This is a genomic window from Amycolatopsis sp. NPDC049691 (assembly GCF_040675005.1).
Classification (GTDB): domain Bacteria; phylum Actinomycetota; class Actinomycetes; order Mycobacteriales; family Pseudonocardiaceae; genus Amycolatopsis.
The window spans coordinates 1-18,769 of sequence record NZ_JBFANX010000036.1 but is presented as its reverse complement, the minus strand read 5'-3'; the positions used below and the strand labels follow the sequence as shown (position 1 = coordinate 18,769).

General features: G+C 72.7%; 21 protein-coding genes. 11 read left to right on the top strand and 10 right to left on the bottom strand.

Features of this window, described 5'->3' with window-relative positions:
• Positions 1 to 4: 4 nt before the first annotated feature.
• Together AB0J40_RS45405 and AB0J40_RS45400 are read right to left on the bottom strand one after the other, a co-directional pair.
• Positions 5 to 1,036, bottom strand: a complete 1,032-nt coding sequence (locus AB0J40_RS45405) for an LLM class flavin-dependent oxidoreductase (protein WP_364466532.1) — start codon at positions 1,034 to 1,036, stop codon at positions 5 to 7.
• A 231-nt stretch (positions 1,037 to 1,267) separates the two neighbouring features.
• The gene (locus tag AB0J40_RS45400; RefSeq protein ID WP_364466531.1) at positions 1,268 to 2,116 is read right to left on the bottom strand and encodes a LysR family transcriptional regulator; all 849 of its coding nucleotides are present in this window, start codon (positions 2,114 to 2,116) and stop codon (positions 1,268 to 1,270) included.
• A gap of 89 nt (positions 2,117 to 2,205) precedes the next feature.
• On the opposite strand from AB0J40_RS45400, the gene AB0J40_RS45395 reads away from it, so the two are divergent.
• The 3 genes from AB0J40_RS45395 (at position 2,206) to AB0J40_RS45385 (ending at position 4,441) form a co-directional block, all read left to right on the top strand.
• On the top strand, positions 2,206 to 3,045 hold the full coding sequence (locus AB0J40_RS45395) for a TIGR03620 family F420-dependent LLM class oxidoreductase (RefSeq protein ID WP_364466529.1): 840 nt from the start codon (positions 2,206 to 2,208) through the stop codon (positions 3,043 to 3,045).
• 189 nt (positions 3,046 to 3,234) lie between these two features.
• Complete coding sequence (locus AB0J40_RS45390) at positions 3,235 to 3,900, top strand: alpha/beta hydrolase (protein WP_364466527.1); 666 nt, start codon at positions 3,235 to 3,237, stop codon at positions 3,898 to 3,900.
• 112 nt (positions 3,901 to 4,012) lie between these two features.
• A complete protein-coding gene (locus AB0J40_RS45385; RefSeq protein WP_364466525.1) occupies positions 4,013 to 4,441 on the top strand; it encodes a cupin domain-containing protein in 429 nt (142 codons plus the stop codon).
• A 55-nt stretch (positions 4,442 to 4,496) separates the two neighbouring features.
• Here the strand turns inward: AB0J40_RS45385 and AB0J40_RS45380 are convergent, their stop codons facing one another.
• Positions 4,497 to 5,429 (bottom strand): SDR family NAD(P)-dependent oxidoreductase, encoded by a 933-nt coding sequence (locus AB0J40_RS45380; protein WP_364466524.1) that lies wholly within the window; start codon positions 5,427 to 5,429, stop codon positions 4,497 to 4,499.
• Between the two features lie 93 nt (positions 5,430 to 5,522).
• On the opposite strand from AB0J40_RS45380, the gene AB0J40_RS45375 reads away from it, so the two are divergent.
• Entirely contained in the window at positions 5,523 to 6,377 is an 855-nt protein-coding gene (locus AB0J40_RS45375) for a helix-turn-helix transcriptional regulator (protein WP_364466522.1), read from the top strand.
• 19 nt (positions 6,378 to 6,396) lie between these two features.
• Here the strand turns inward: AB0J40_RS45375 and AB0J40_RS45370 are convergent, their stop codons facing one another.
• A complete protein-coding gene (locus tag AB0J40_RS45370; RefSeq protein WP_364466520.1) occupies positions 6,397 to 6,990 on the bottom strand; it encodes a helix-turn-helix domain-containing protein in 594 nt (197 codons plus the stop codon).
• Positions 6,991 to 7,083: 93 nt separating this feature from the next.
• Here AB0J40_RS45370 and AB0J40_RS45365 point away from each other — a divergent pair, with 93 nt between their 5' ends.
• Both AB0J40_RS45365 and AB0J40_RS45360 read left to right on the top strand, forming a co-directional pair.
• Positions 7,084 to 8,037, top strand: a complete 954-nt coding sequence (locus tag AB0J40_RS45365; RefSeq protein ID WP_364466519.1) for an NADP-dependent oxidoreductase — start codon at positions 7,084 to 7,086, stop codon at positions 8,035 to 8,037.
• Positions 8,038 to 8,299: 262 nt separating this feature from the next.
• A complete protein-coding gene (locus AB0J40_RS45360) occupies positions 8,300 to 9,097 on the top strand; it encodes a GAF and ANTAR domain-containing protein (protein WP_364466517.1) in 798 nt (265 codons plus the stop codon).
• A gap of 18 nt (positions 9,098 to 9,115) precedes the next feature.
• Here AB0J40_RS45360 and AB0J40_RS45355 read toward each other — a convergent pair whose 3' ends face one another.
• Complete coding sequence (locus AB0J40_RS45355) at positions 9,116 to 9,442, bottom strand: STAS domain-containing protein (protein WP_364466515.1); 327 nt, start codon at positions 9,440 to 9,442, stop codon at positions 9,116 to 9,118.
• A gap of 217 nt (positions 9,443 to 9,659) precedes the next feature.
• Here AB0J40_RS45355 and AB0J40_RS45350 point away from each other — a divergent pair, with 217 nt between their 5' ends.
• The gene (locus tag AB0J40_RS45350) at positions 9,660 to 10,067 is read left to right on the top strand and encodes an ATP-binding protein (RefSeq protein WP_364466513.1); all 408 of its coding nucleotides are present in this window, start codon (positions 9,660 to 9,662) and stop codon (positions 10,065 to 10,067) included.
• On the opposite strand, the gene AB0J40_RS45345 is transcribed toward AB0J40_RS45350, so the two are convergent.
• On the bottom strand, positions 10,064 to 10,582 hold the full coding sequence (locus tag AB0J40_RS45345) for a phosphatase PAP2 family protein (RefSeq protein WP_364466511.1): 519 nt from the start codon (positions 10,580 to 10,582) through the stop codon (positions 10,064 to 10,066). The genes AB0J40_RS45350 and AB0J40_RS45345 overlap by 4 nt on opposite strands.
• 264 nt (positions 10,583 to 10,846) lie before the next feature.
• Here AB0J40_RS45345 and AB0J40_RS45340 point away from each other — a divergent pair, with 264 nt between their 5' ends.
• From AB0J40_RS45340 to AB0J40_RS45325, 4 genes are all read left to right on the top strand, one after another.
• On the top strand, positions 10,847 to 12,067 hold the full coding sequence (locus AB0J40_RS45340) for a 3,4-dihydroxy-2-butanone-4-phosphate synthase (protein ID WP_364466509.1): 1,221 nt from the start codon (positions 10,847 to 10,849) through the stop codon (positions 12,065 to 12,067).
• Positions 12,064 to 12,807, top strand: coding sequence for a class I SAM-dependent methyltransferase (locus AB0J40_RS45335; protein WP_364466506.1), 744 nt, complete (start codon positions 12,064 to 12,066; stop codon positions 12,805 to 12,807). Before AB0J40_RS45340 ends, AB0J40_RS45335 begins: the two co-directional genes overlap by 4 nt.
• Before the next feature lies 1 nt (position 12,808).
• The gene (locus tag AB0J40_RS45330) at positions 12,809 to 13,582 is read left to right on the top strand and encodes a class I SAM-dependent methyltransferase (RefSeq protein WP_364466504.1); all 774 of its coding nucleotides are present in this window, start codon (positions 12,809 to 12,811) and stop codon (positions 13,580 to 13,582) included.
• Between the two features lie 82 nt (positions 13,583 to 13,664).
• The gene (locus tag AB0J40_RS45325; RefSeq protein ID WP_364466502.1) at positions 13,665 to 14,132 is read left to right on the top strand and encodes an enoyl-CoA hydratase-related protein; all 468 of its coding nucleotides are present in this window, start codon (positions 13,665 to 13,667) and stop codon (positions 14,130 to 14,132) included.
• 46 nt (positions 14,133 to 14,178) lie between these two features.
• Here the strand turns inward: AB0J40_RS45325 and groL are convergent, their stop codons facing one another.
• Genes groL through AB0J40_RS45305 form a run of 4 tightly spaced genes read right to left on the bottom strand, consistent with a single transcriptional unit; the run spans position 14,179 to position 18,618 of the window.
• Positions 14,179 to 15,828, bottom strand: coding sequence for a chaperonin GroEL (groL, locus tag AB0J40_RS45320; RefSeq protein WP_364466500.1), 1,650 nt, complete (start codon positions 15,826 to 15,828; stop codon positions 14,179 to 14,181).
• Positions 15,829 to 15,839: 11 nt separating this feature from the next.
• Positions 15,840 to 16,865 (bottom strand): NAD(P)-dependent alcohol dehydrogenase, encoded by a 1,026-nt coding sequence (locus AB0J40_RS45315; RefSeq protein WP_364466498.1) that lies wholly within the window; start codon positions 16,863 to 16,865, stop codon positions 15,840 to 15,842.
• The gene (locus AB0J40_RS45310) at positions 16,862 to 17,587 is read right to left on the bottom strand and encodes an iron-sulfur cluster assembly protein (protein ID WP_364466496.1); all 726 of its coding nucleotides are present in this window, start codon (positions 17,585 to 17,587) and stop codon (positions 16,862 to 16,864) included. Before AB0J40_RS45310 ends, AB0J40_RS45315 begins: the two co-directional genes overlap by 4 nt.
• Positions 17,584 to 18,618, bottom strand: a complete 1,035-nt coding sequence (locus AB0J40_RS45305; RefSeq protein ID WP_364466494.1) for an amidohydrolase family protein — start codon at positions 18,616 to 18,618, stop codon at positions 17,584 to 17,586. Before AB0J40_RS45305 ends, AB0J40_RS45310 begins: the two co-directional genes overlap by 4 nt.
• Between the last annotated feature and the right edge of the window lie 151 nt (positions 18,619 to 18,769).

The window sequence follows — 18,769 nt, the reverse complement described above, 5'->3', positions numbered from 1 at the left end:
ACCGTCAGTGGCCGCCGGCCGCGTCCACGACGGTGCGCCCGTGCACGGCCGGGCGCCCGCCGTACGGGTCGCCGTCTGTCCACAGTGTCGTGGGCGCGGCCTTGCGCACCACGGGCACGACCTCCGAGGCGAAGCGTTCGAGCATGTCCAGCTGCTGCTCGTGCGGGATCATGGTGGGCAGGCTGAACGACTGCAGGTCGTGTCCGTAGGCTTCGTGCCACCACAGGATCTTCTCGGCGATCTGCTGGGGACTGCCGACCAGGACCGGCCCACGCTCGATGGCGTCGTCGATCGTCGGGAACTCCATCGGGTTTCCCGGGGTGTGGTTCCCCGGCTGGTTGAAGAACTCGACGATCTTCTCGTAGGTCGGACCGAAGGCCGCACGCGCTTCCTGCGTGGTGTCCGCCAGGTAGAGGAACCCGGCTCCCGCGGCGACGAACGCGAACCGCGGGTCGTGGCCGTGCTCGGCGTAGTGCTTGCGGTAGTGCTCGATCAGCACGGTGTACCGGTCCCGCGGCTGGAGGGTGTTGGCCGAGAACAGCGGATCACCCCACTTCGCGGCCAGTTCCGCCGACGTCACCGTGGTCGCCGAACCGTGCCACACCCGCGGCGCGCCGGCGAACGGCCGCGGCAGGCTGGTCACCCCGTCCAGCGGGCCGCGGAAACGCCCGGACCAGGTGACGTCCTCTTCGCGCCAGAGCCGCCGCAGCAGCTCGTACTTTTCGGCGAGCGCGTCCCACTGGTCGCCGTTCCCGATGCCGAACATCGGCAGCTGCCGCAGCTCGTTTCCCTTGCCGATCACCAGTTCCAGCCGTCCGCGGGACAACTGGTCGACCGTGGCGTAGTCCTCCGCCACCCGCAGTGGATCGTGGATCGACAGCACGGAGACCCCGGTCTGGATCCGCACCCGGCTCGTCGTCGCCGCGATCGCCCCCAGCAGCACGGTGACGCCGCTGCTCAAGAAGTGCCCCGCGTGCCGTTCGCCGAGCGCGACGGCGTCGAACCCGAACTCCTCCGCGTAACGCGCCGACGTCACCGACTGGGCGCTCGTCGGTCCGGACCCGGCGACCGGTCACCGGATTCGTGAGGTGGGGCAGGATGTCCAGGACCTGGAATCTCATCACGCGGCTCCTTCGTGCGACACCGCCATCGTGCCGCCGGCGAGCCGTGTGCCGTCAAACCGTTCCACCCGGCGGACATCCTTCACGCCGCGGCGGCCGTCGTCGCCGAAATCCCACACCCGAAGAAGCTGCCGCGCGCGAGGTCATCAGTCACCGAAGGCCGCCCGGTGGGCCGTCGCGCAGAGGGTCGGGAGGCCGGCCGGGACGACGACGCTGCCGGTGATCGTCGTGCGGGGGTCGAGCGGGATCGCGCGCACCCGGGTCGAGCGGAGTTCCGCCACCTGGTCTCCGGGCAGCACCGTCCAGCTGCGCGGGTCGGAGCCGACCTCGACGATCGTGTCCCCGACCGTGGCCGCCCGGTGCCCCGTCCGGACCGCAGCGCCGGCCTCCCGCAGCGCGGTGCCCACGGACGGGTCGTGGTCCTGGGAAGTCCGGAAAGGACCGTCGGCCAGTTCGGCCACGCCGACGGCCGCGCGTCCGGCGGCGGCGTGCCGCGCGGACACGACCGCGAACAGCGTCTCGGTCCACGTCGGCAGCACCCGCAGCCCGGGCGCCGCCCGCACGCCCCGCGCGAGCGCCATGTCGAGCTCGCCCTGCCGGAGGGCGTTCAGGCGCGCGGGCAGCGGCAGGTCGACGAGCACCACGTCGAAGGCCGGGGCCTGCTCCCGCAACGCGTCGATCCCCCGTTCCAGGCGGGCGGTGAACTGCCCGGTGCCGGTGCCGATGCGCAGCACACCCGCCCGCGGGTTCGCCGCGAAGCGGACGCGATCGGCGGCCGCGAGTGCCTCGCGCGCCGCGTCGAGCGCCCGGAGGCCGGCCGCGGTGAGCCGGACCCGGCGCGGTGAGCGGTCGAAGAGCCGGACCCCCAGTTCGCGTTCCAGCTGGGCGATCTGCCTGCTGACCGCGGGCTGCGCGATGTGCAGCCGGTCGGCGGCCCGGCCGAAGTGCAGTTCGTCGGCGACCGTGACGAAGTACCGCAACGCCCGTAGTTCCACCGGTCCTCCCTGCGACGATGCCGCCAGGTTATCGCTGCGCGGGCACCCTGGTCCTGGTTCCCGGCGCGCCGTCGTGCTGGAGTCGGGACATGAACATCGATCTCGGGCTGCTCGGCGCCCACCTGCGCGAGCACGAAGTCACTCCGGAGACCGCGGCGGAAGTCGAGCGGGCCGGTTACGGCACGCTCTGGCTGGACGCCTCACCGCCGGCCGACCTCGCCCTCGTCGAGCAGCTGCTCGACGCGACCACCCGGCTGGTCGTCGGCACGAGCGTGGTGAACGTCTGGACCGCCGGCGCGGACACCGTCGCCGCCTCCTACCACCGGATCGAAGCCCGCCACCCCGGCCGGTTCCTGCTCGGCGTCGGCATCGGACACCGCGAGGTCCACACCGAATGGGCCTCGCCGTACGACACGCTGGTGTCCTATCTGGACCGGCTCGATCGCGCGGACGTCCCGGCCGGCCGGGTGGTGGTGGCCGCGCTCGGGCCGAGGATGCTGCGCCTGGCCCGCGACCGCACGGCGGGCTCGATCCCGTGCATGGTTCCCGCCGAGCACACCCGGCGAGCGCGCTCGCTCCTCGGCGCCGGGAAACTGCTGCTGCCCGGGCAGTTCGCCCTCGTCGAGCCGGCCGCCGAGCGGGCACGCGCGATCGCCCGGTCCGCGCCGCCCGGAACGGCGCTGGCGGTCACCAACTACGCGAACAACCTCCGGCGGCTCGGCTACACCGACGAGGACCTGGCAGGTTCGGGCAGCGACCGCCTCCTCGACGCGCTCGTCGCCCACGGCGACCCGGCCACGGTGGCGGCGCGGTTGCTGGCCCACCGGGACGCCGGCGCCGACCAGGTCGGCGTCTATCCCCTCGGCGCCGACCCGATCGCCACCCTCCTCTCGGTCGCCGAAGCGGTGCACGCCGTCAAGGCCGGGTGATCGGGAAGCCGGCCACGTCCACCGATTGGACACCTGCGGACGCCCGATTGACACCGCTGTCCCGCGTGCCGTTCTGTGACAGGGCGTTTTTCTTGCGGCGGGCCGGTCCGAGGGTCGGCAGGTCGCGGCCGCCCACACCGAGCGCCACGACCGTGCATTGTGGACACCGCCCGCCACGGCGGCCGCGGCATGACGCACGCACCCGCCCGCTGGGCCCCGCCGGAGGGCGCGACCGTGCGCGGCACGGTCGTCGTGCTGCCCGGCCGCGGCGAACACCCCGGGCTCTACGCCCGGCTCGGCGCCAGGCCGGCCTTCGACGGCTACCGGGTCGTCGCCGTGGCCTCCCCGGACGACGTCGCCGGCGAACTGCGCGGCGGCCCGGTCCCCGTAGTCCTGCTCGGCAGCGACACCGGCGCCATCGCCGCCCTGACCCTCGCCGCGCGGCTGCCGGTGCACGCGGTCGTCGCGGCCGGCCTGCCGTTGTCGGGGGCCGCCGGCGATCTCCCCTGGGAGTCGGAACTGCAGGCGCGAACAGCCTGCCCGGTGCACCGCGCCCTGCTCGACACCGACGAGCAGGTGCGGCGCGGCACCCTGGGCTCCGAGCCGGCCGGCATCCCCGCGGTCATCCCGCGGACCCCGGCGCTCGTGCTGCACGGCGGCGCGGACACCGTCGCCGACCCGAAAGCCGCCCGCGCCTACGCCGAGATGCTGCCGGCGGGCCGGTTCGTGCTGGTCGGCACGGGCCGGCACGACGTGCTCAACGACGTCGACCACCGCAGCGTCGCCGCCGAAATCGTCCAGTTCCTGGAGTGGCTGCGCGCCGGAACGCGCTCGCCGGCGCTGGTCCGGGGATGATGGCGGGTATGCGCCCGGTTCATCAAGGCGGTCGTGTGCGACCGCGCGACGACGATCGCCGGCCCGCTCACCGACGCGGCCCCGGCCCGCGTCGCGATCCGAAAGGGACCCGATGACCGACCTCTGGCACCAACCCCTGCGGCACATCCGCGGCGCGGACCTGACCGGCGACACCAACCAGACCACCGGCATGACCCGCCTGGAGGCCATCTCCGGCAAGACCGTCGGCTCGTCCAAGGTCTGGATGGGCGAGACGCGCGTCGCACCGGTCACCAACTCCGGCGACCACCACCACGGCGAGGCCGAGACGGCGATCTACGTCAAGTCCGGGCACCCGGTGTTCGTCTTCGCCGACGGCGAGGAGGAAATCCGCATCGAAACCGGGCCCGGCGACTACGTCTTCGTACCGCCGTACGTGCCGCACCGCGAGGAGAACCCGACCGACGAAGAAGCCGTCGTGATCATCGCGCGCAGCAGCCAGGAAGGCATCGTGGTCAACCTGCCCAGTCTCTGGTCGCCGGTCGACGTGCCCGAAGACTGAGGCGCGAGGGGATGCCCGCCGACCGCGCCCGGCGGGCTGCCCGCACACCGACCCGTTACGCGCCCACGCGGTCCAGCAGCTCGGCGGTCGCCTCCCACAAGCGGCGCTCCCGGTCGCGGTCGTGCGCGATCGGCTGGACCTCGGTCAGCTTGGTCTTCACCACGAACGCGCCGGCCCGCAGGTGCGCCCACTTGTCGTCGACCGCCATCGCGGCGAGCAGCGGGCCCGAGCGCCGCGGCGTTGACACGCCGGGGATGCGGGCCAGGGCGCGCCCGATCGCCTGGAACGCCGCGGGGGCGCCGCGGCCCAGTGCGGTGCCGGGCATCCAGCCCGGCTCGAACACCGAGACGTTCAGGTCCGCGCCGGCCCGGCGCTGCAGCTCGTGGGCGTAGTACAGGATCGCGAGCTTGGCGTTGGAGTAGGCGACCCCGGCAGCTTCCGTGCCCGGGGCCCGCTCACCGGAGGCGGGCCGGGCGAGTTCGACCGGGTCGGCCCACTCGGCGGCCGGCACGTGCAGCAGCTTGCGGAAGAAGTTGGCGTGGTAGGTGTTCGAGCCGAGCAGCACGATCCGCGCCGGCGCGGCGAACGAGCCGAGCAGGTCGCCGATGAGCTGGGCGTGGGCGAGGTGGTTGACGGCGAAGGTCAGCTCGTAGCCGTCGGCCGACGCCTGCCGGGTGTCGGCCGACACCATGCCCGCGTTGGCGATCAGCGCGCGCAACGGCCGGATGCCGCCGTCCGCGAGGAGCTTCCGCGCGGTGGCCGCGGCGGCCCGGACGTCGGCCAGGCTCGACAGGTCGCAGCCGATCTCCCGGACGCGGGCGCCGAGGGCACGGGCCTCGTCGGCGACGGCGGTCAGGTCGCGGCCCGCGCGGCCGACGAGCAGCAGGTCGGGGCGCTGCGCTTCGGATCGGCCGGCCAGAGCCAGCACGGCGTGGCGGCCCAGGTTGCGCGTCGGGCCGGTGACGAGGACGGTTCCGGGTTCGGTCATGGCGCCAGCCTGCGAGCCCGTACCGGGCGCAGCCAGTCGTCCGGTTTTCGTAGGACTGCCAGGACCAGGACAACCAACGCGGGCTCGTCCAGAATGGACCGCGTGGAAGCATGGGAGTTCGGCCGGACGCTGCGCCGCTGGCGCGACCGGGTGGCACCCGAGGCCGTCGGTGTCCCGGCGGGCAGGCGGCGCCGCGCCAGCGGATTGCGCCGCGAAGAACTGGCCGCGCTCGCCGGCATCTCGGCCGACTACCTCACCCGCCTCGAGCAGGGACGCGCGACGGCGCCGTCGACACAGGTCGTGGAGTCGCTGGCCCGCGCGCTGCGCCTGGCCGACGCCGAACGCGACCTGCTCTACCGGCTGGCCGGGCACGCCGCGCCCGGTCCGGACGTCGTGCCGTCGCGGGTCCCCCCGAGCGTGCAACGGCTGCTCGACCGGCTGTCGCACACCCCGGTGGTCGTCTACGACGCCACCTGGACGCTCGTGCTGGCCAATGCTCCCTACAACGCGCTCATGGGCGACACGACGACCTGGCGCGGGCTGGAACGCAACGCCGTCTGGCGCAACGTCGCCCGGCTGCCCTCGCGGGTCGTGCACACCCCGCGGGAACAGGCCGAACACGAAGCCCGGCTCGTGGCCGACCTGCGCCTGACCGCGTCGCGCTACCCCGCCGACCGCGCGCTGCGGCGCCTGGTCGCCGACCTGGCCGCGGGCAGCCCGCGGTTCGCCGAGCTCTGGGGCTCCGAGGCCCCGCCGCCCCCGGCCGACCAGTCCCGGCGCAAGACCGTCGACCACCCCGCGGTCGGCCCGATCACCCTCGATTGCGACACGCTGCTCGTCGCCCTGGACGACCTGCGCATCAGCGTCTACACCGCCGAGCCCGGCAGCGAGGACGCCGACCGCCTGGCTCTCGCCGCCGTCCTCGGCACCCAGTCGCTCCGGCTGTGAGCACCAGCCGGGGCGGCCCTCACCTGGCTTCGGGCCGACCGCGAGTGCCCGTCCGGAGTCCGTCCATCAGCAGGTCCAGCAGGCGAGCCGCCATCGCCCGGTGCTCGGGCGAACCGGCCACGGTGAAGGTGCCGATGAGCGCGGCGGCGATGTCTCCGGCGGGGACGTCGGCGCGCAGTTCTCCGCTCGCGCGGCCGGCCTCGAGAATGGCGTCGATGGCCGCGAGCAGCTCGGTCCGGGTGTCGGCATGGGCGATCTCCCCCGATTCGACCATCGCGAGCAGCGTGCCGACCATCCCGTTCTTGGTCGCGATCCAGTCGCCGAACAGGTCCATCCAGCGGCGCAGCGCGGCGGGCGGGTCGAGCTGGGCGAGCAGGTCACGGGCGCCGGTGGTGAGCCGCGAGACCTGATCCCGGTAGACGGCGTCGACCAGCGACTCGCGGGTCGGGAAGTGCCGGTAGAGGGTGGCGATGCCGACCCTGGCTTCCTGGGCGATCGCGCGCATCGACGGCTCGTCCTCGGCCGCGGCGAACATGCGCGTCGCCACGTCGAGCAGCTGCTGACGGTTCCGGGTCGCGTCCGCCCGCGGTCTCCGTGCCTCTGCGGCAGCCAAAACGGATCACGCTCCACTTGTGTTACGGTGGGATCAGTAAACGAAGCATAGTCCGTTTACGTGCTTCACGAGCGATCCAGGAGACAGGCCGGCATGGAAGAAACGAACGTCACCTCGACGGCCACGGGCCGGGCGGTCCGGTTCGAGTCGTTCGGCGGACCCGAGGCCTTACACGTCCACGAAGTACCCGTGCCGCAGGCCGGCCCGGGGCAGATCCGCGTGCGGGTCACCGCCGCCGGCCTGAACCCGATGGACTGGTTCATGACCTCCGACGCGGAGACCGCCGCGCGCTTCGGCTTGAGCCTGCCGTGCGGGTTCGGCACCGACTACGCCGGGGTCGTGGACCAGGTCGGCGACGGCGTGAGCGAGTTCGCGGCCGGTGACCGGGTCTTCGGCGGCGCGCTGTCCCGCGCGGTCGCCGACCACGTCGTCGTGGACGTGGCGGGAACCATCGCGGTGGGCGGCCAGGCGCACCGAACCCCCGACGGCGTCGACGACCGCACCGCCGCCACCCTCACCATCGCCGGCTGCACCGCGGCCGCGGCCCTCACCGTGGTCGGCCCGGGTCCCGGCGACACGGTGCTCATCGGCGGCGCGGGCGGCGGAGTGGGCGTGTTCGCGGTCCAGCTCGCGCGCCTCGCGGGCGCCCGGGTGATCGGGACGGGCTCGGCGACTTCCGCCGACGCCCTGCGCGCCCTGGGGGCCGAGCCGGTCACCTACGGCGACGGCCTCGTCGACCGCGTCCGCGCACTGGCTCCCGACGGCGTCACCGCGGCCATGGACCTGCACGGGACGGACACGGTCCGGGCCGCCCGCGAACTCGGCGTGCCCGACGAGCGCATCACCCTCATCGCCGCTCAGGTCGACGGGATCACCTCGGCGAACGGCGCCGCCGCGACGGACGCCCTCGACGAGATCGCCGGCCTGGTCGCAGCGGGCCGGCTCCGGGTGCCGATCGCGGCGACCTTCCCGGTCGAGCGGATCCGCGCCGCGGTCGAGCTCCAGGCGGGGCGCCACGTGCACGGCAAGGTCGTCATCGACCTCTGAAGGCGGGCATGAAGACGGCCCTGCCGGCCCTGGGTTTAGACCCGGCAGGGCCTCGACCCGAAGGAACCCGTACGGGAGATCCGGATCTACGGTCCCGTTACCCCGCTGTCGCGCCCCGAAACGCGAATTGCTCTCGGCACGCGGGTGGTCGCGGCGCGCGAGGAGTGACCGGCTCGTAGCGGCCCGGCTCCCCGGCGGACTACGTTGGTCGTCCGATGGTTGAGAAGACAGCCGTCTTCCGCGGCAACTCTGGGAGACCGGCATGAGCAGTGATCAGGACTGGCAGCGCGACAAAGCGGAGTTCGTCGCCGACCTCGAGCCCCGTCAGCCCGCACCCGGGCCCTTGGCCCGGCAATTCGCCCAGCTGACGCGCACGCTGCTCACCGCCCCCACCGTCGAAGACGTGCTGCACCGCGTGCTCGAGGCCACGACGGCGATGGTCCCCGCCGCCGACCTCGCCAGCTTCACCCTGCTCGATGCCGACGGCCGCTTCCACACCCCCGCCGAAACCGACGAGGTCGCCATCGAACTCGACCGCCTGCAGTACCGGTTCCGGGAAGGACCCTGCGTCGAAGCCGCCGAGCCCGGCGGCCCGGCCGTGGCGATCGCCCCGGACCTGGCCGACGAACCGCGCTGGCCCCAGTGGGCGCCGGCCGCCACGCGACTCGGGATGGGCTCAGTGCTCTCCACCGCGCTGATCAGCGGGCCGCCCAGCGGCGAGTCCCACGGCGCCCTCAACGTGTATTCGCGCTCCCGGCACGGCCTGGACGCCGCCGACCGCGACGTCCTGCTGCTGCTCGCGACCCACGCCTCCCTCGCACTGGCCGCGACCGACGCCGTCACCCGCGCGGAACTGCAGGCCGCCCACCTGCGCAAGGCCATCGACAGCCGCGACGTGATCGGCCAGGCCAAGGGCATCATCATGGTGCGCCGGGGCGTCTCCGCGGACGAGGCCTTCGACGTCCTGCGGCGGACGTCCCAGGACCTCAACGTCAAGCTGGCCGAACTCGCCCGGACACTCGCCGACCGCCACACCGAAATCGACCTGCCGACCCGCTGAACGAAGGCACTTCGGCGATCACCGCGCGAGCGCGTCGGCACGCGTGGGCACCACGCCGAGGATGTCGGTCAAGCCGGTCAGCTCGAGGGCGCGCGCGACGGCGCTGCGCTCGGCGGCCACCACGCGTACCCGTAGGTCCCGGCCGCCGTCACGATTGGCCTTGAGCAGGATCGTCATGCCGACGGAAGCGAGGAAGCCGACCCCGGTCAAGTCGATCACGAGCAGCCGTGGTCCACGGCCCAGAGCGGCGGTGACGGCTTCTTCGAAGACGGGCGCGCTGAACAGGTCCACTTCACCGGAGACGGCCAGCACAAGTGAATCGCCGGTCACGGAGTCCGTCGTCACGGTGAGCAGATCCTTCCGAAGGGCAGAACCACCCTCGACACTCATCCGCACCTCCGAAGAACGCAAAGTCGGCCGACGGGTACCCGGGTCCGAACCCGGCAAACCCGGATCCCTGTGACACCCGTCACGGTGCGGGCCCCATGGTCCGGGTAACCCCTGTCCGACATCGGCTTCTCGGCCCGAACGCGGAGCCGCCGGACAGGAAGGGCCTGCCTCGATGCCCACCGAAGAGCGGACGACGCAGCCGGACGACTCGTTGCACGTGGTCGCGCTCGAAGTCGCCGACGACCTCGCCGAACTGGCCAGAGTTCGAAGCTGGGCGGACCGCCTGCTGCGGGATCTGCCGGAGGAGCAGCGGGTCGACGCGCTCATGGTCGTCGACGAACTGACCTCGAACGCGCTCCGGCACGGAAAGCCGCCTCGCCAGGTTCGCCTGCTGCGCAAACGCGACTGGCTGTCCGTGGAGGTCGACGACACCTGCGTCGATCCCGCGTGCCCGCGGCCGCCCTCACTGGACGGAGGACATGGGCTCAAGCTGGTCGCCGGCATGAGCGTGTCGTGGGGTCAATGGCAGCGCCCTACCGGGAAAACGGTGTGGGCCGAGATCGACCTCACCGCCGGCTAGCCGAGCCGGCGAAGAGAGCGCCGGAGCGCCACGGCGATGAGCACCCCGAGAGCCGCCCCGCCGTAGACGTCGCTGGGCCAGTGCGCCCGCGTCCGTGGCCGGCTGTAGCAGACGATCGCCGCCAAGGGCATCGCCCAAAGTCCCGACGACGGCCGCTCCAGGGCGACGGCCGTGGCGAACGCCGCGGCCGTCGTGGCGTGCTTGGACGGGAACGACGAGGACGACGGGCGCTCGGGAAGAGCGCGGCGCGCCGGAAGATCCCGAGCGCGCGGCCGACGACGACCGACCAGCGGAGCCAGCGCGTGGCTCACGGCCATCCCGCACCCCCCGGCGAGCACGCCTCGAACGGCCACCCGCGCGTGGCCGCGCCAAGTCAGCACCGCGGCGGCGCACAGCCAGAGGAGGCCACCCCGGGCGGCCGTACTGACGGCGATGATCAGCGGGTGGGGCGGGGACGTCGGCAGGTCGTTGTCGTCGATCTCGCCGCGGCCCTCGGTTTCGGCTTGCTGCACCACGTCCGGGAGTTTCCCGGTCCGGCGGGGATCCAATCGCGACACCGCGGACAGCCGAGCGCCTTCGGCGGCCCCGATGTTATGATCGCCCCCGGTGCGATTCCAAGGTGCGGCGGTGACAGCCCGCCGGTTCCGCTCGACGGAGCGGGACGACTCGGTGAGATTCCGGGCCACGCGGTGAAACCCCGCCACCTCTCGGGCCTTCGTCAAGGCCCCTGTTCCGTCACACGGTGAGGACGTCCTCCCGTTGTCGAGAGGTGGAACCGAATGTTCACCGGGCACATCGCCGCAGTCGGAACGGTCGTCGCCGTCGACCAAGCTCGCCTGACCGTCCACGTACCCGCGGTCGCCGCGAGCGCACCGGGGACGATCTGCGTCAACGGCGTCAAGCTGATGACCGAACCGGCCGGGCACCCGACGGACGTCCTGGCGGCCGAGCTGACGTCCGAAACCCGTCGCCGGTCCACCCTCGACCGGCTGCGGTCCGGCACGCGGGTCAACGTCGAGGGGCCGGTGGTCCTCGGCGCCCCGCTGGGCGGCCACCTGGTCCAGGGCGCGGTGGAGGCGGTGGGCAAGATCGTGCGGATCGACGACGAGGGCGCCACCCGGCGGATGTGGATCAAGCCGCCGGAGCGGTTCCTCCCGCGGGTCGTCGCCAAGGGCCAGATCGCGGTCGACGGCGTCAGCCTGACCGTCGCCGAGGTGGCCCGCGACCGGTTTTCGGTCGTGCTGATCCCGCTGACGCTCAGGGACACCTCGCTGGCGGACCGGTCCGTCGGTGACCGCGTCAACCTGGAGTCCGACCTGATCACCCGCCTGGTGCGGCGGTGGCCGGCCGACCCGGCGAGCGCGGTGACCAAGGTGGTCGCGGCCCTGCCGTGGGCCGGCCACGTCTCCGGCGCCCGCGGTGTGCAGCAGGTGCTGGCACAACTCGCCTCCGGCGGCGCGGCAGTCGTCTGGGACCCCGACCGGGAGGGCGAGGGCGACGTCGTCTTCGCGGGAGCGCGCCTGCGACCCGAGGCCTTCACGTTCCTCCTCACCCAGGTCTGCGGGCACCCGGCTGTTCCGTGCGCGCCCGAAGTCCTCGACCGGCTGGCGATCGGTCCCATTCCGGGGCCCGGCGACCGGCACGGCACCCGGCCGCACGTGCCGGTGGACCTGGCCGCCGGGACCGGCACGGGCGTCTCGGCGGCCGAACGCGCCGCGACCGTGCGCCGCTTGGCCGCGACCGACGCCGAGCCGGGCGACTTCCTCCGGCCGGGACACGTCTTCCCCCTCGCCGCCCGCCCCGGTGGGCTCGCCGAACGCGCCGGGCACACCGAAGCCACCGTCGCGCTGTGCGTGGCGGCCGGGCTGCCGCCGGTCGGCGTGTGCTGCGAGGTGATGAACCCCGACGGCACCATGGCGACGGCCGCCGAGCTGGAAGCCGCCGCGCTGCACTGGGGGCTGCCCCTGCTCGACATGGACGACCTGAGGAAGCACCTGTGACCACCGCGGGCCGCGACCTCTACGACGACGCCCGCTTCTTCGCGGGCTACCGCCGGATCCGCGACGACAGCGCCGGGCTCAACGACGCCGTCGAAATCCCCGCCGTGCGGCGCCTGCTGCCGCCGGTGACCGGCGCCGCCGTCGTCGACCTGGGGTGCGGCACCGGCGCGCTCGCCCGCCGGCTGGCCGACGCGGGCGCGGCGGACGTCCTGGCGGTGGACTCGTCCCGGCGGATGCTGGCGCTGGCCGCCGCCCACCCGCGGGTCCGCTACCGGCGCGCCGACGTCGAAGCGCTCGCCCTGCCCGATCGCAGCTGCGACCTCGTGGTCAGCAGCCTCGTCCTCCATTACGTCGCCGACTACTCGCGCCTGGTCGGGCGGGTCGCGCGCTGGCTGCGGCCGGGTGGCCGGTTCGTCTTCTCGGTCGAGCACCCCGTTTGCACCGCCGCGGATCCGATGACCGGCTGGACGGCAACCGGTGACCGCACGGTCTGGCCGGTCGACGACTACGCCTCGGAAGGACCGCGCACCCAGCACTGGATCATCGACGGGGTACGCAAACACCACCGGCGGACCGCCACGCTGATCGGCGGTCTGCTCGCCGCCGGGTTGCAGCTGACCGGCATCGAGGAACCCGTCCCCGGGCCCGCCGCGGTGCGGAACCACCCCGAGCTGGCCGAACACCTCAGACGCCCACCCGTGCTGGTGCTCGCCGCCCGCCGCGAACCGCGGGAGGGCTGAGGTGTACGCCAACCCGTACCAGGAGATCGGAGAGGGCTACGCCCGTCATCGGCGCCCCGACTCCCGGATCGCCGACCGGATCGAGCAGGCGCTGGGCCCCGCCACGACGGTGCTCAACGTCGGGGCCGGCGCGGGTTCCTACGAACCGCGTACCCGGCGGGTCACCGCGGTCGAACCGTCGACGGTGATGCTGCGCCAGCGGCCGCCCGGGTCCGCACCGGCCGTCCAGGGGTACGCCGAGTGCCTGCCTTTCGCGGACAAGTCGTTCGACGCGGCGATGGCCATCCTCACCGTGCACCACTGGACCGACGCGGCGGCCGGCCTCGCGGAACTGGGCCGGGTGGCGGACCGGCAGGTCGTCCTCACCTGGGAACCCGCCGTCACCAACCGGTTCTGGCTGATCGCCGAGTACCTTCCGCAGATCGCCGAAGCCGACGCCGGGCTCGTCTCCCTCGGTACCGTCCGGGCCCTGCTCGAGCGCGACGGCGCCACGGTGACCGTCGAGCAGGTGCCGATCCCCCACGACTGCACCGACGGATTCCTGGGCGCCTACTGGCAACGCCCGCACCGCTACCTCGATCCGCGCGTTCGCGCCGCCATCTCGGCGTTGGCGAACCTCGACCAGGAGGTCGTCGAGCGCGCGATGGGCCGCCTCGACGCCGACCTGGCCACCGGACGCTGGCACGAAGAGCACGGCAGCCTGCTCGACGTCGGCACCCTCGATATCGGATACCGCCTCGTCGTGGCCGAAAGGCCGCGGGCGGTCTCAAGGTGAGACGGAGCCGGCGGGGATTCGCTCCTACGCTGAGGTCCTCACACGACCGGGCCCGCTGTGCCTCGTACCGAGGAGGACACCCATGCTCGATCTCCAGTACCTGCAGGGAATCGTCGTGGTCCGGCTCCGGGATCCCCTGGGTCGCGAACTGCTGGATCGGCTGGGCGCCGCTCTCGCCTACATCGGTCCGGAGCGCTCGATCGTGCTGACCGGCACGGGTGACGTGTTCGCGCGGGACCTGCCCGTCGAGGAGAACCCCCCGTTGGCCCGGCTGGCGGAAGTCCGGGACGAGCTGCTCTCGCACCCGCGAACCGTCGTCGCCGCGATCAACGGGGATGCCGTCGGGGCGGGCTGGGCGCTCGCCGAGGCCGCCCATGTCCGCGTCATGGCCGGTGGAGTTCTCCGGCCCTCGGCCGCGCGAGCCGTGCGGTACCCGGTGGTGGCCGCTCTTGCCGCCGGGCTCGTCGAGTACTCCAGCACGCCCGCGAGGCTGCTCGACGACGCCTTGATGCTGGCCGGCCGGCTCCAGCCGCACGTCGCAGCGGGGTGACCCGGTCACCGGGTGCCGCGCACCCGGCGACCGCGTCCCCCTTCCGCTAGTAGATGTTCGACGGGCGGACCATGCCCTCCGCCAGGTCGCCGACCCCGGGTGCGACGATCGCTCCCGGGTTGACCAGGACCTTCTCGACGATCGCCGTCTCGGTGGTGATCAGCAGCGCCGCGATCGACGCCGCGCTCTCCAGCGCCGACCGGGTCACCTTCAGCGGGTCGATGACACCCGCGGCGAACAGGTCGGCGTACTCGCCGGTCAGCGCGTCGAACCCGTGGCCGTTGTCCATGGCCGCGACGCGCGCCAGCACCGCCGCGCCGTCGTAGCCGGCGTTCTCGGCGATCCAGTGCAGCGGCTCGCCCAACGCGCGCCGCACGATCTCGCGGCCCTGGGCCGCGTCGCCTTCGAGGCCGGGCAGCTCGACGTTGGTCGCCGCCTGCGCCAGCGCCGCGCCGCCGCCGGCGACCACGCCTTCCTCCAGCGCCGCCCTGGCCGCCGCCAGGGAGTCCTCCACGCGCAGCATCCGTTCCTTCAGCTCGACGCTGGTCGCGGCGCCCACGTGCACGACGGCGACGCTGCCGGACAGCCGGGCGATCCGCAGCCGGAGGCTGTCCTGGTCGTGCTCGATGCGCGCCCGCTCGAGCTGCTTCTCGAGCTGCCCGATGCGGGCCCGCACGGTGGCCTCCTCCCCCGCGCCGCCGGTGATCGTCGTCGTGTCCTCGGTGATCGTGATGTGCTCGCAGCGGCCGAGGTCCCGTTCGGTGACCTCGGTCAGCGTGACGCCGGAGTCCTCGCTGACGACCCGCCCGCCGAGCGCGGCGGCCAGGTCCTCCAGCTCGGCCACCCGCCGGTGCCCGAAGCCGGGCGCGCGCACCACCGCCGCGGCGAACGTGCCGTGGACGTTCCCGCTGACGATCATCTGCAGGGCCGGGCCGTCGACGTTCTCGGCGAGGACGACCAGCGGGCGGTCGGCGCGCCGGGCCGCCTCCACGGTCGGCATCAGCTCCTGCACCTGGCTGATCTTCTTGTTCGTGAGCAGGATGACGGGGTCGTCGAAGCTCACCTCCATCCGCTCCCGGTCGGTGACCATGTACGGCGAGGTGTAGCCGTGGTCGAACTCGATCCCGGCCACGACGTCGACGCCGAGCCCCGGGGAGTCGGACTCTTCGACTTCGACGACGCCCTGACGGCCGACCGCGGACAGGGCCTGGGCGATCACCCGGCCGATGCGCTCGTCGTCGCTGGCGGCCAGCGTCGCGATCCGCTCCAGCTCCACCTCGCCGGCGACCTCGACCGCGGACTTGCGCAGCCGCTCGACGACGGCTTCGACCGTCTCCTCGATGCCGCGGCGCACGCGCATGGGGTTCGCGCCCTCGCTCAGCGCGGCCAGCCCTTCCCGCACCATCGCCTGGGCGAGGACGGTGGCGGTCGTGGTGCCGTCGCCGACCGCGCCGTTGGTCTTCATCGCGACTTCCTTGACCAGCTGGGCGCCCATGTTGGCGAAGGGTTCCTCCAGCTGGACCTCCCGCGCGATGGTCACGCCGTCGTTGGTGATGGTCGGCGGACCGGTCAGCTTCTCCAGCACCGCGTTGCGGCCCTTCGGTCCCAGCGTCACCTTCACCGCGTCGGCCAGGGCGTTGACCCCCAGCTCGAGCTGGCGCCGCGCATCGACGCTGAACCGCAGCTCCTTCGCCATGGTTTCTCCTTTCAGGGAATGAGGATCGCGCGGCCGCGGACCCGGCCGGCGCTGAGGTCGTCGATGGCCTGCTGGAACTGCTCCAGCCGGTACTGGGCGGTGTGCAGCTTCACCTTGCCCTGGGCGGCGAGGACCATCAGGTCCTGCAGGTCGGTGTAGGAGCCGACGAGGTTGCCGACGAAGTTGATCTCGGTCGAGATGACGTCGATCGTCGGGACGTCGATGTTTTCGCCGTAGCCGACGACGTAGTAGTTGCCCGCGCGGCGCAGCATCCGCACGCCTTCGGTGGTCGAACCGCCTTCGCCGACGAAGTCGATGACGGCCTCCGCGCCGTGGCCGCCGGTCAGGTCGAGCACGGCGTCCACATGGGACCCGTCGGCGACGACGGTGACGTCCGCGCCGATCTGCTCGGCCAGCTTCAACGCCGCGGGGTTGCGGTCGACGACGACGAGCGTCGCCGCGCTCATCGCCTTCAGGCACTGGACCCCGATGTGGCCGAGCCCGCCGGCGCCGATCATGACGCAGACGTCCCCGGGCCGCAGCACCGCCGCCGCCTTCGCCACCGCGTGCTGAGCGGTCAGCCCGGCGTCGGCGAGCGCGGCGACGTCGGCGGGCTCCAGGCTGTCGTCGAGCTTGACGCAGGAGCGTGCGGACGTGAGCAGGTACTCCGCGTATCCGCCGGCGGTGTCGATGCCCGGGAACTTCGAGTTCTCGCAGTGCACGTCGTCGCCGAGGCGGCAGGCCCGGCACAGGCCGCAGGTCATCAGCGGGTGGAGGATGACCTTGTCCCCGACCGCGACGTTCGTGACGGCGTCGCCGACAGCGTGCACCCAGCCGGCGTTCTCGTGGCCGATCGTGTACGGCAGGGTGACGCCGCTCTTCTCGGCCCACTGGCCTTCGAGGATGTGGAGGTCGGTCCGGCAGACCCCGGCGGCGCCGACCCGGACCACGACGTCCAGCGGCCCGGTGATCTTCGGCTCCTCGACGTCGCGGGCTTCGAGGTTCCGGTGGTAGCCGGTGACTTGGACGGCTTTCATGAGCGGCTCCTGGTGTTCGTGATGACGGGGCCGGCGTCCGCGTCGCCGTACCGGGTGGCGAGCAGGCCCCGGCAGAAGTGGGCGTTGCCCTCGATGGACACCCGGGTGGCGGCGGCCAAGCGCAGCCACAACGCGCTGTCCGCCTTCGCGACCGCCGTGCCGTCGTGGTCGACGAGCACCCGGGAGTGCGCCGTGGTGGGCAGGCCGACCGCTTCCCGCCGACGCAGCAATGCCGACTTCAGCGGGCCTTCGGGCAGGTCGAACAGCTCCAGCAGCGGCAGCTCTTCGAGCGTCCAGGCGCCGCCGGCGAGCACGGCGCGGCAGCACCGTTCGACCGCGGCCAGATGCGCTTTGCGCTGGAAGGTCCGGCGCAGCTCGTCGAGGCCGGCTTCCGCTTCGACGCCGAAGGTGCCGACGTACCCCGCTCCGGCGGCGATCCCGCGGTTGATCTTGGCGGAGTCGTGGTGGTCGTCCAGGAGCACCCGGATCCGGCCCAGACCCGGCACGGCGGACAGGGCGTCGTGGGCGTCGGAGACCATGAGGTACGCGAAGTTCGGCGCGCAGAACGACGTCGGCAGGCGCAGGTGCACCTCGACGCCCACGTCGTCGATGGTCACCGAACGCACGAACCCGAGCTCGGTCACGGGCTGGTCCAGCTCGGGGTCGAGCACGGTGGCCAGCGCCGCGAGCACCTCGCTCGCCACCGACACCGCGGTGGTCATCGCGCCACCGCTCCGGCGGCGACCTCTTCGCCGGTGGCCCCGGCCTGGGTCGGGAGCCGCAGCTGCCGCGGGACGTCGATGTCGTAGAGCGCGGCGGCGTTCAGGCCGAGGATCTTCTTCTTCTGTTCGACCGTGATCGCCGGGTACTCGGGCAGGTCCGCCGGGATCTGGAAGTCCACGAACCCCTCGACGAGCCACTTCGGCGTCCACAGGGCGTAGTCGCTGCCGAAGAGGATCTTGTCCTCGCCGAGCCAGTACAGCAGCTCGCCGATGATCTGCGCGAAGTACCGCGGCCGGGTGTGCATGAACGGGATCGCCACCGCGAGGCCGCCGTACACATTGGACTCCTGCGTCGCGATCCAGCAGAAGTCCTCCAGCCGCGGCAGGCCGACGTGCTCGACGATGAAGTTGAGCTCGAGGTAGTCGGTGGCGACCTTGTCGATGTCGGCGACGTCGAAGGCGTCGCGGTCCAGCGGCCGGATCGTCGGTCCCTTGTGGACGTGGATGTTCTTGATCCCCAGCCGGACGCACTCTTCGAGGTACCGGCGCGACCACGGGTCGTCGAGCTTGTAGCCGCGCGAGTCGCCGTGCCACTCCGCGGTGTAGAGCTTGACGCCCTTGAGGTTCATCCGCTCGGCGTCCCGGCGCAGCTGCTCGAGGCCGGCCTCGCCGTTGCGCGGGTCGTAGGCGTGGTTGTAGGTCAGCTTGTCCGGGTGCTGCCGCGTGAGCCCGAACGCTTCTTCGGTCTGCCCGAAGCCGGTCTTGTAGAACTCGGTCAGCAGCGTGGCCTGGAAGATGGCGTGGTCGACGTGGCCTTCCTGGAAGATGTCCTTCATGAAGCGCTCGGCACCGTAGTAGGTGTAGGTGTCGTAGTCCCAGAGGACTTCTTCGGGGCTGAGGTTCTTGTGGTAGTCGTAGAAGCAGTCGATGAACTGCTTGCCGTGGACGTTCTTGAGGTTCGACTCACGGGCGTCCCAGATGTGGACGTGGCCGTCGACGACGAAGTACTGCTCGCCATCCTTCTCGTACATCGGAGATCCTCGACCTTCGTTCTGTGTGTGGTGGTGGGGGTCGTGGGGGGGGGGGGGGGGCCGGGGGGGGGGGCCCCCCCCCCCCCGGGCGGGGGGGGGGCCCCCCCCGCCCCCCCCCGGGGCAGCCGCAGAGAAAGACGCGCCGCCCCCC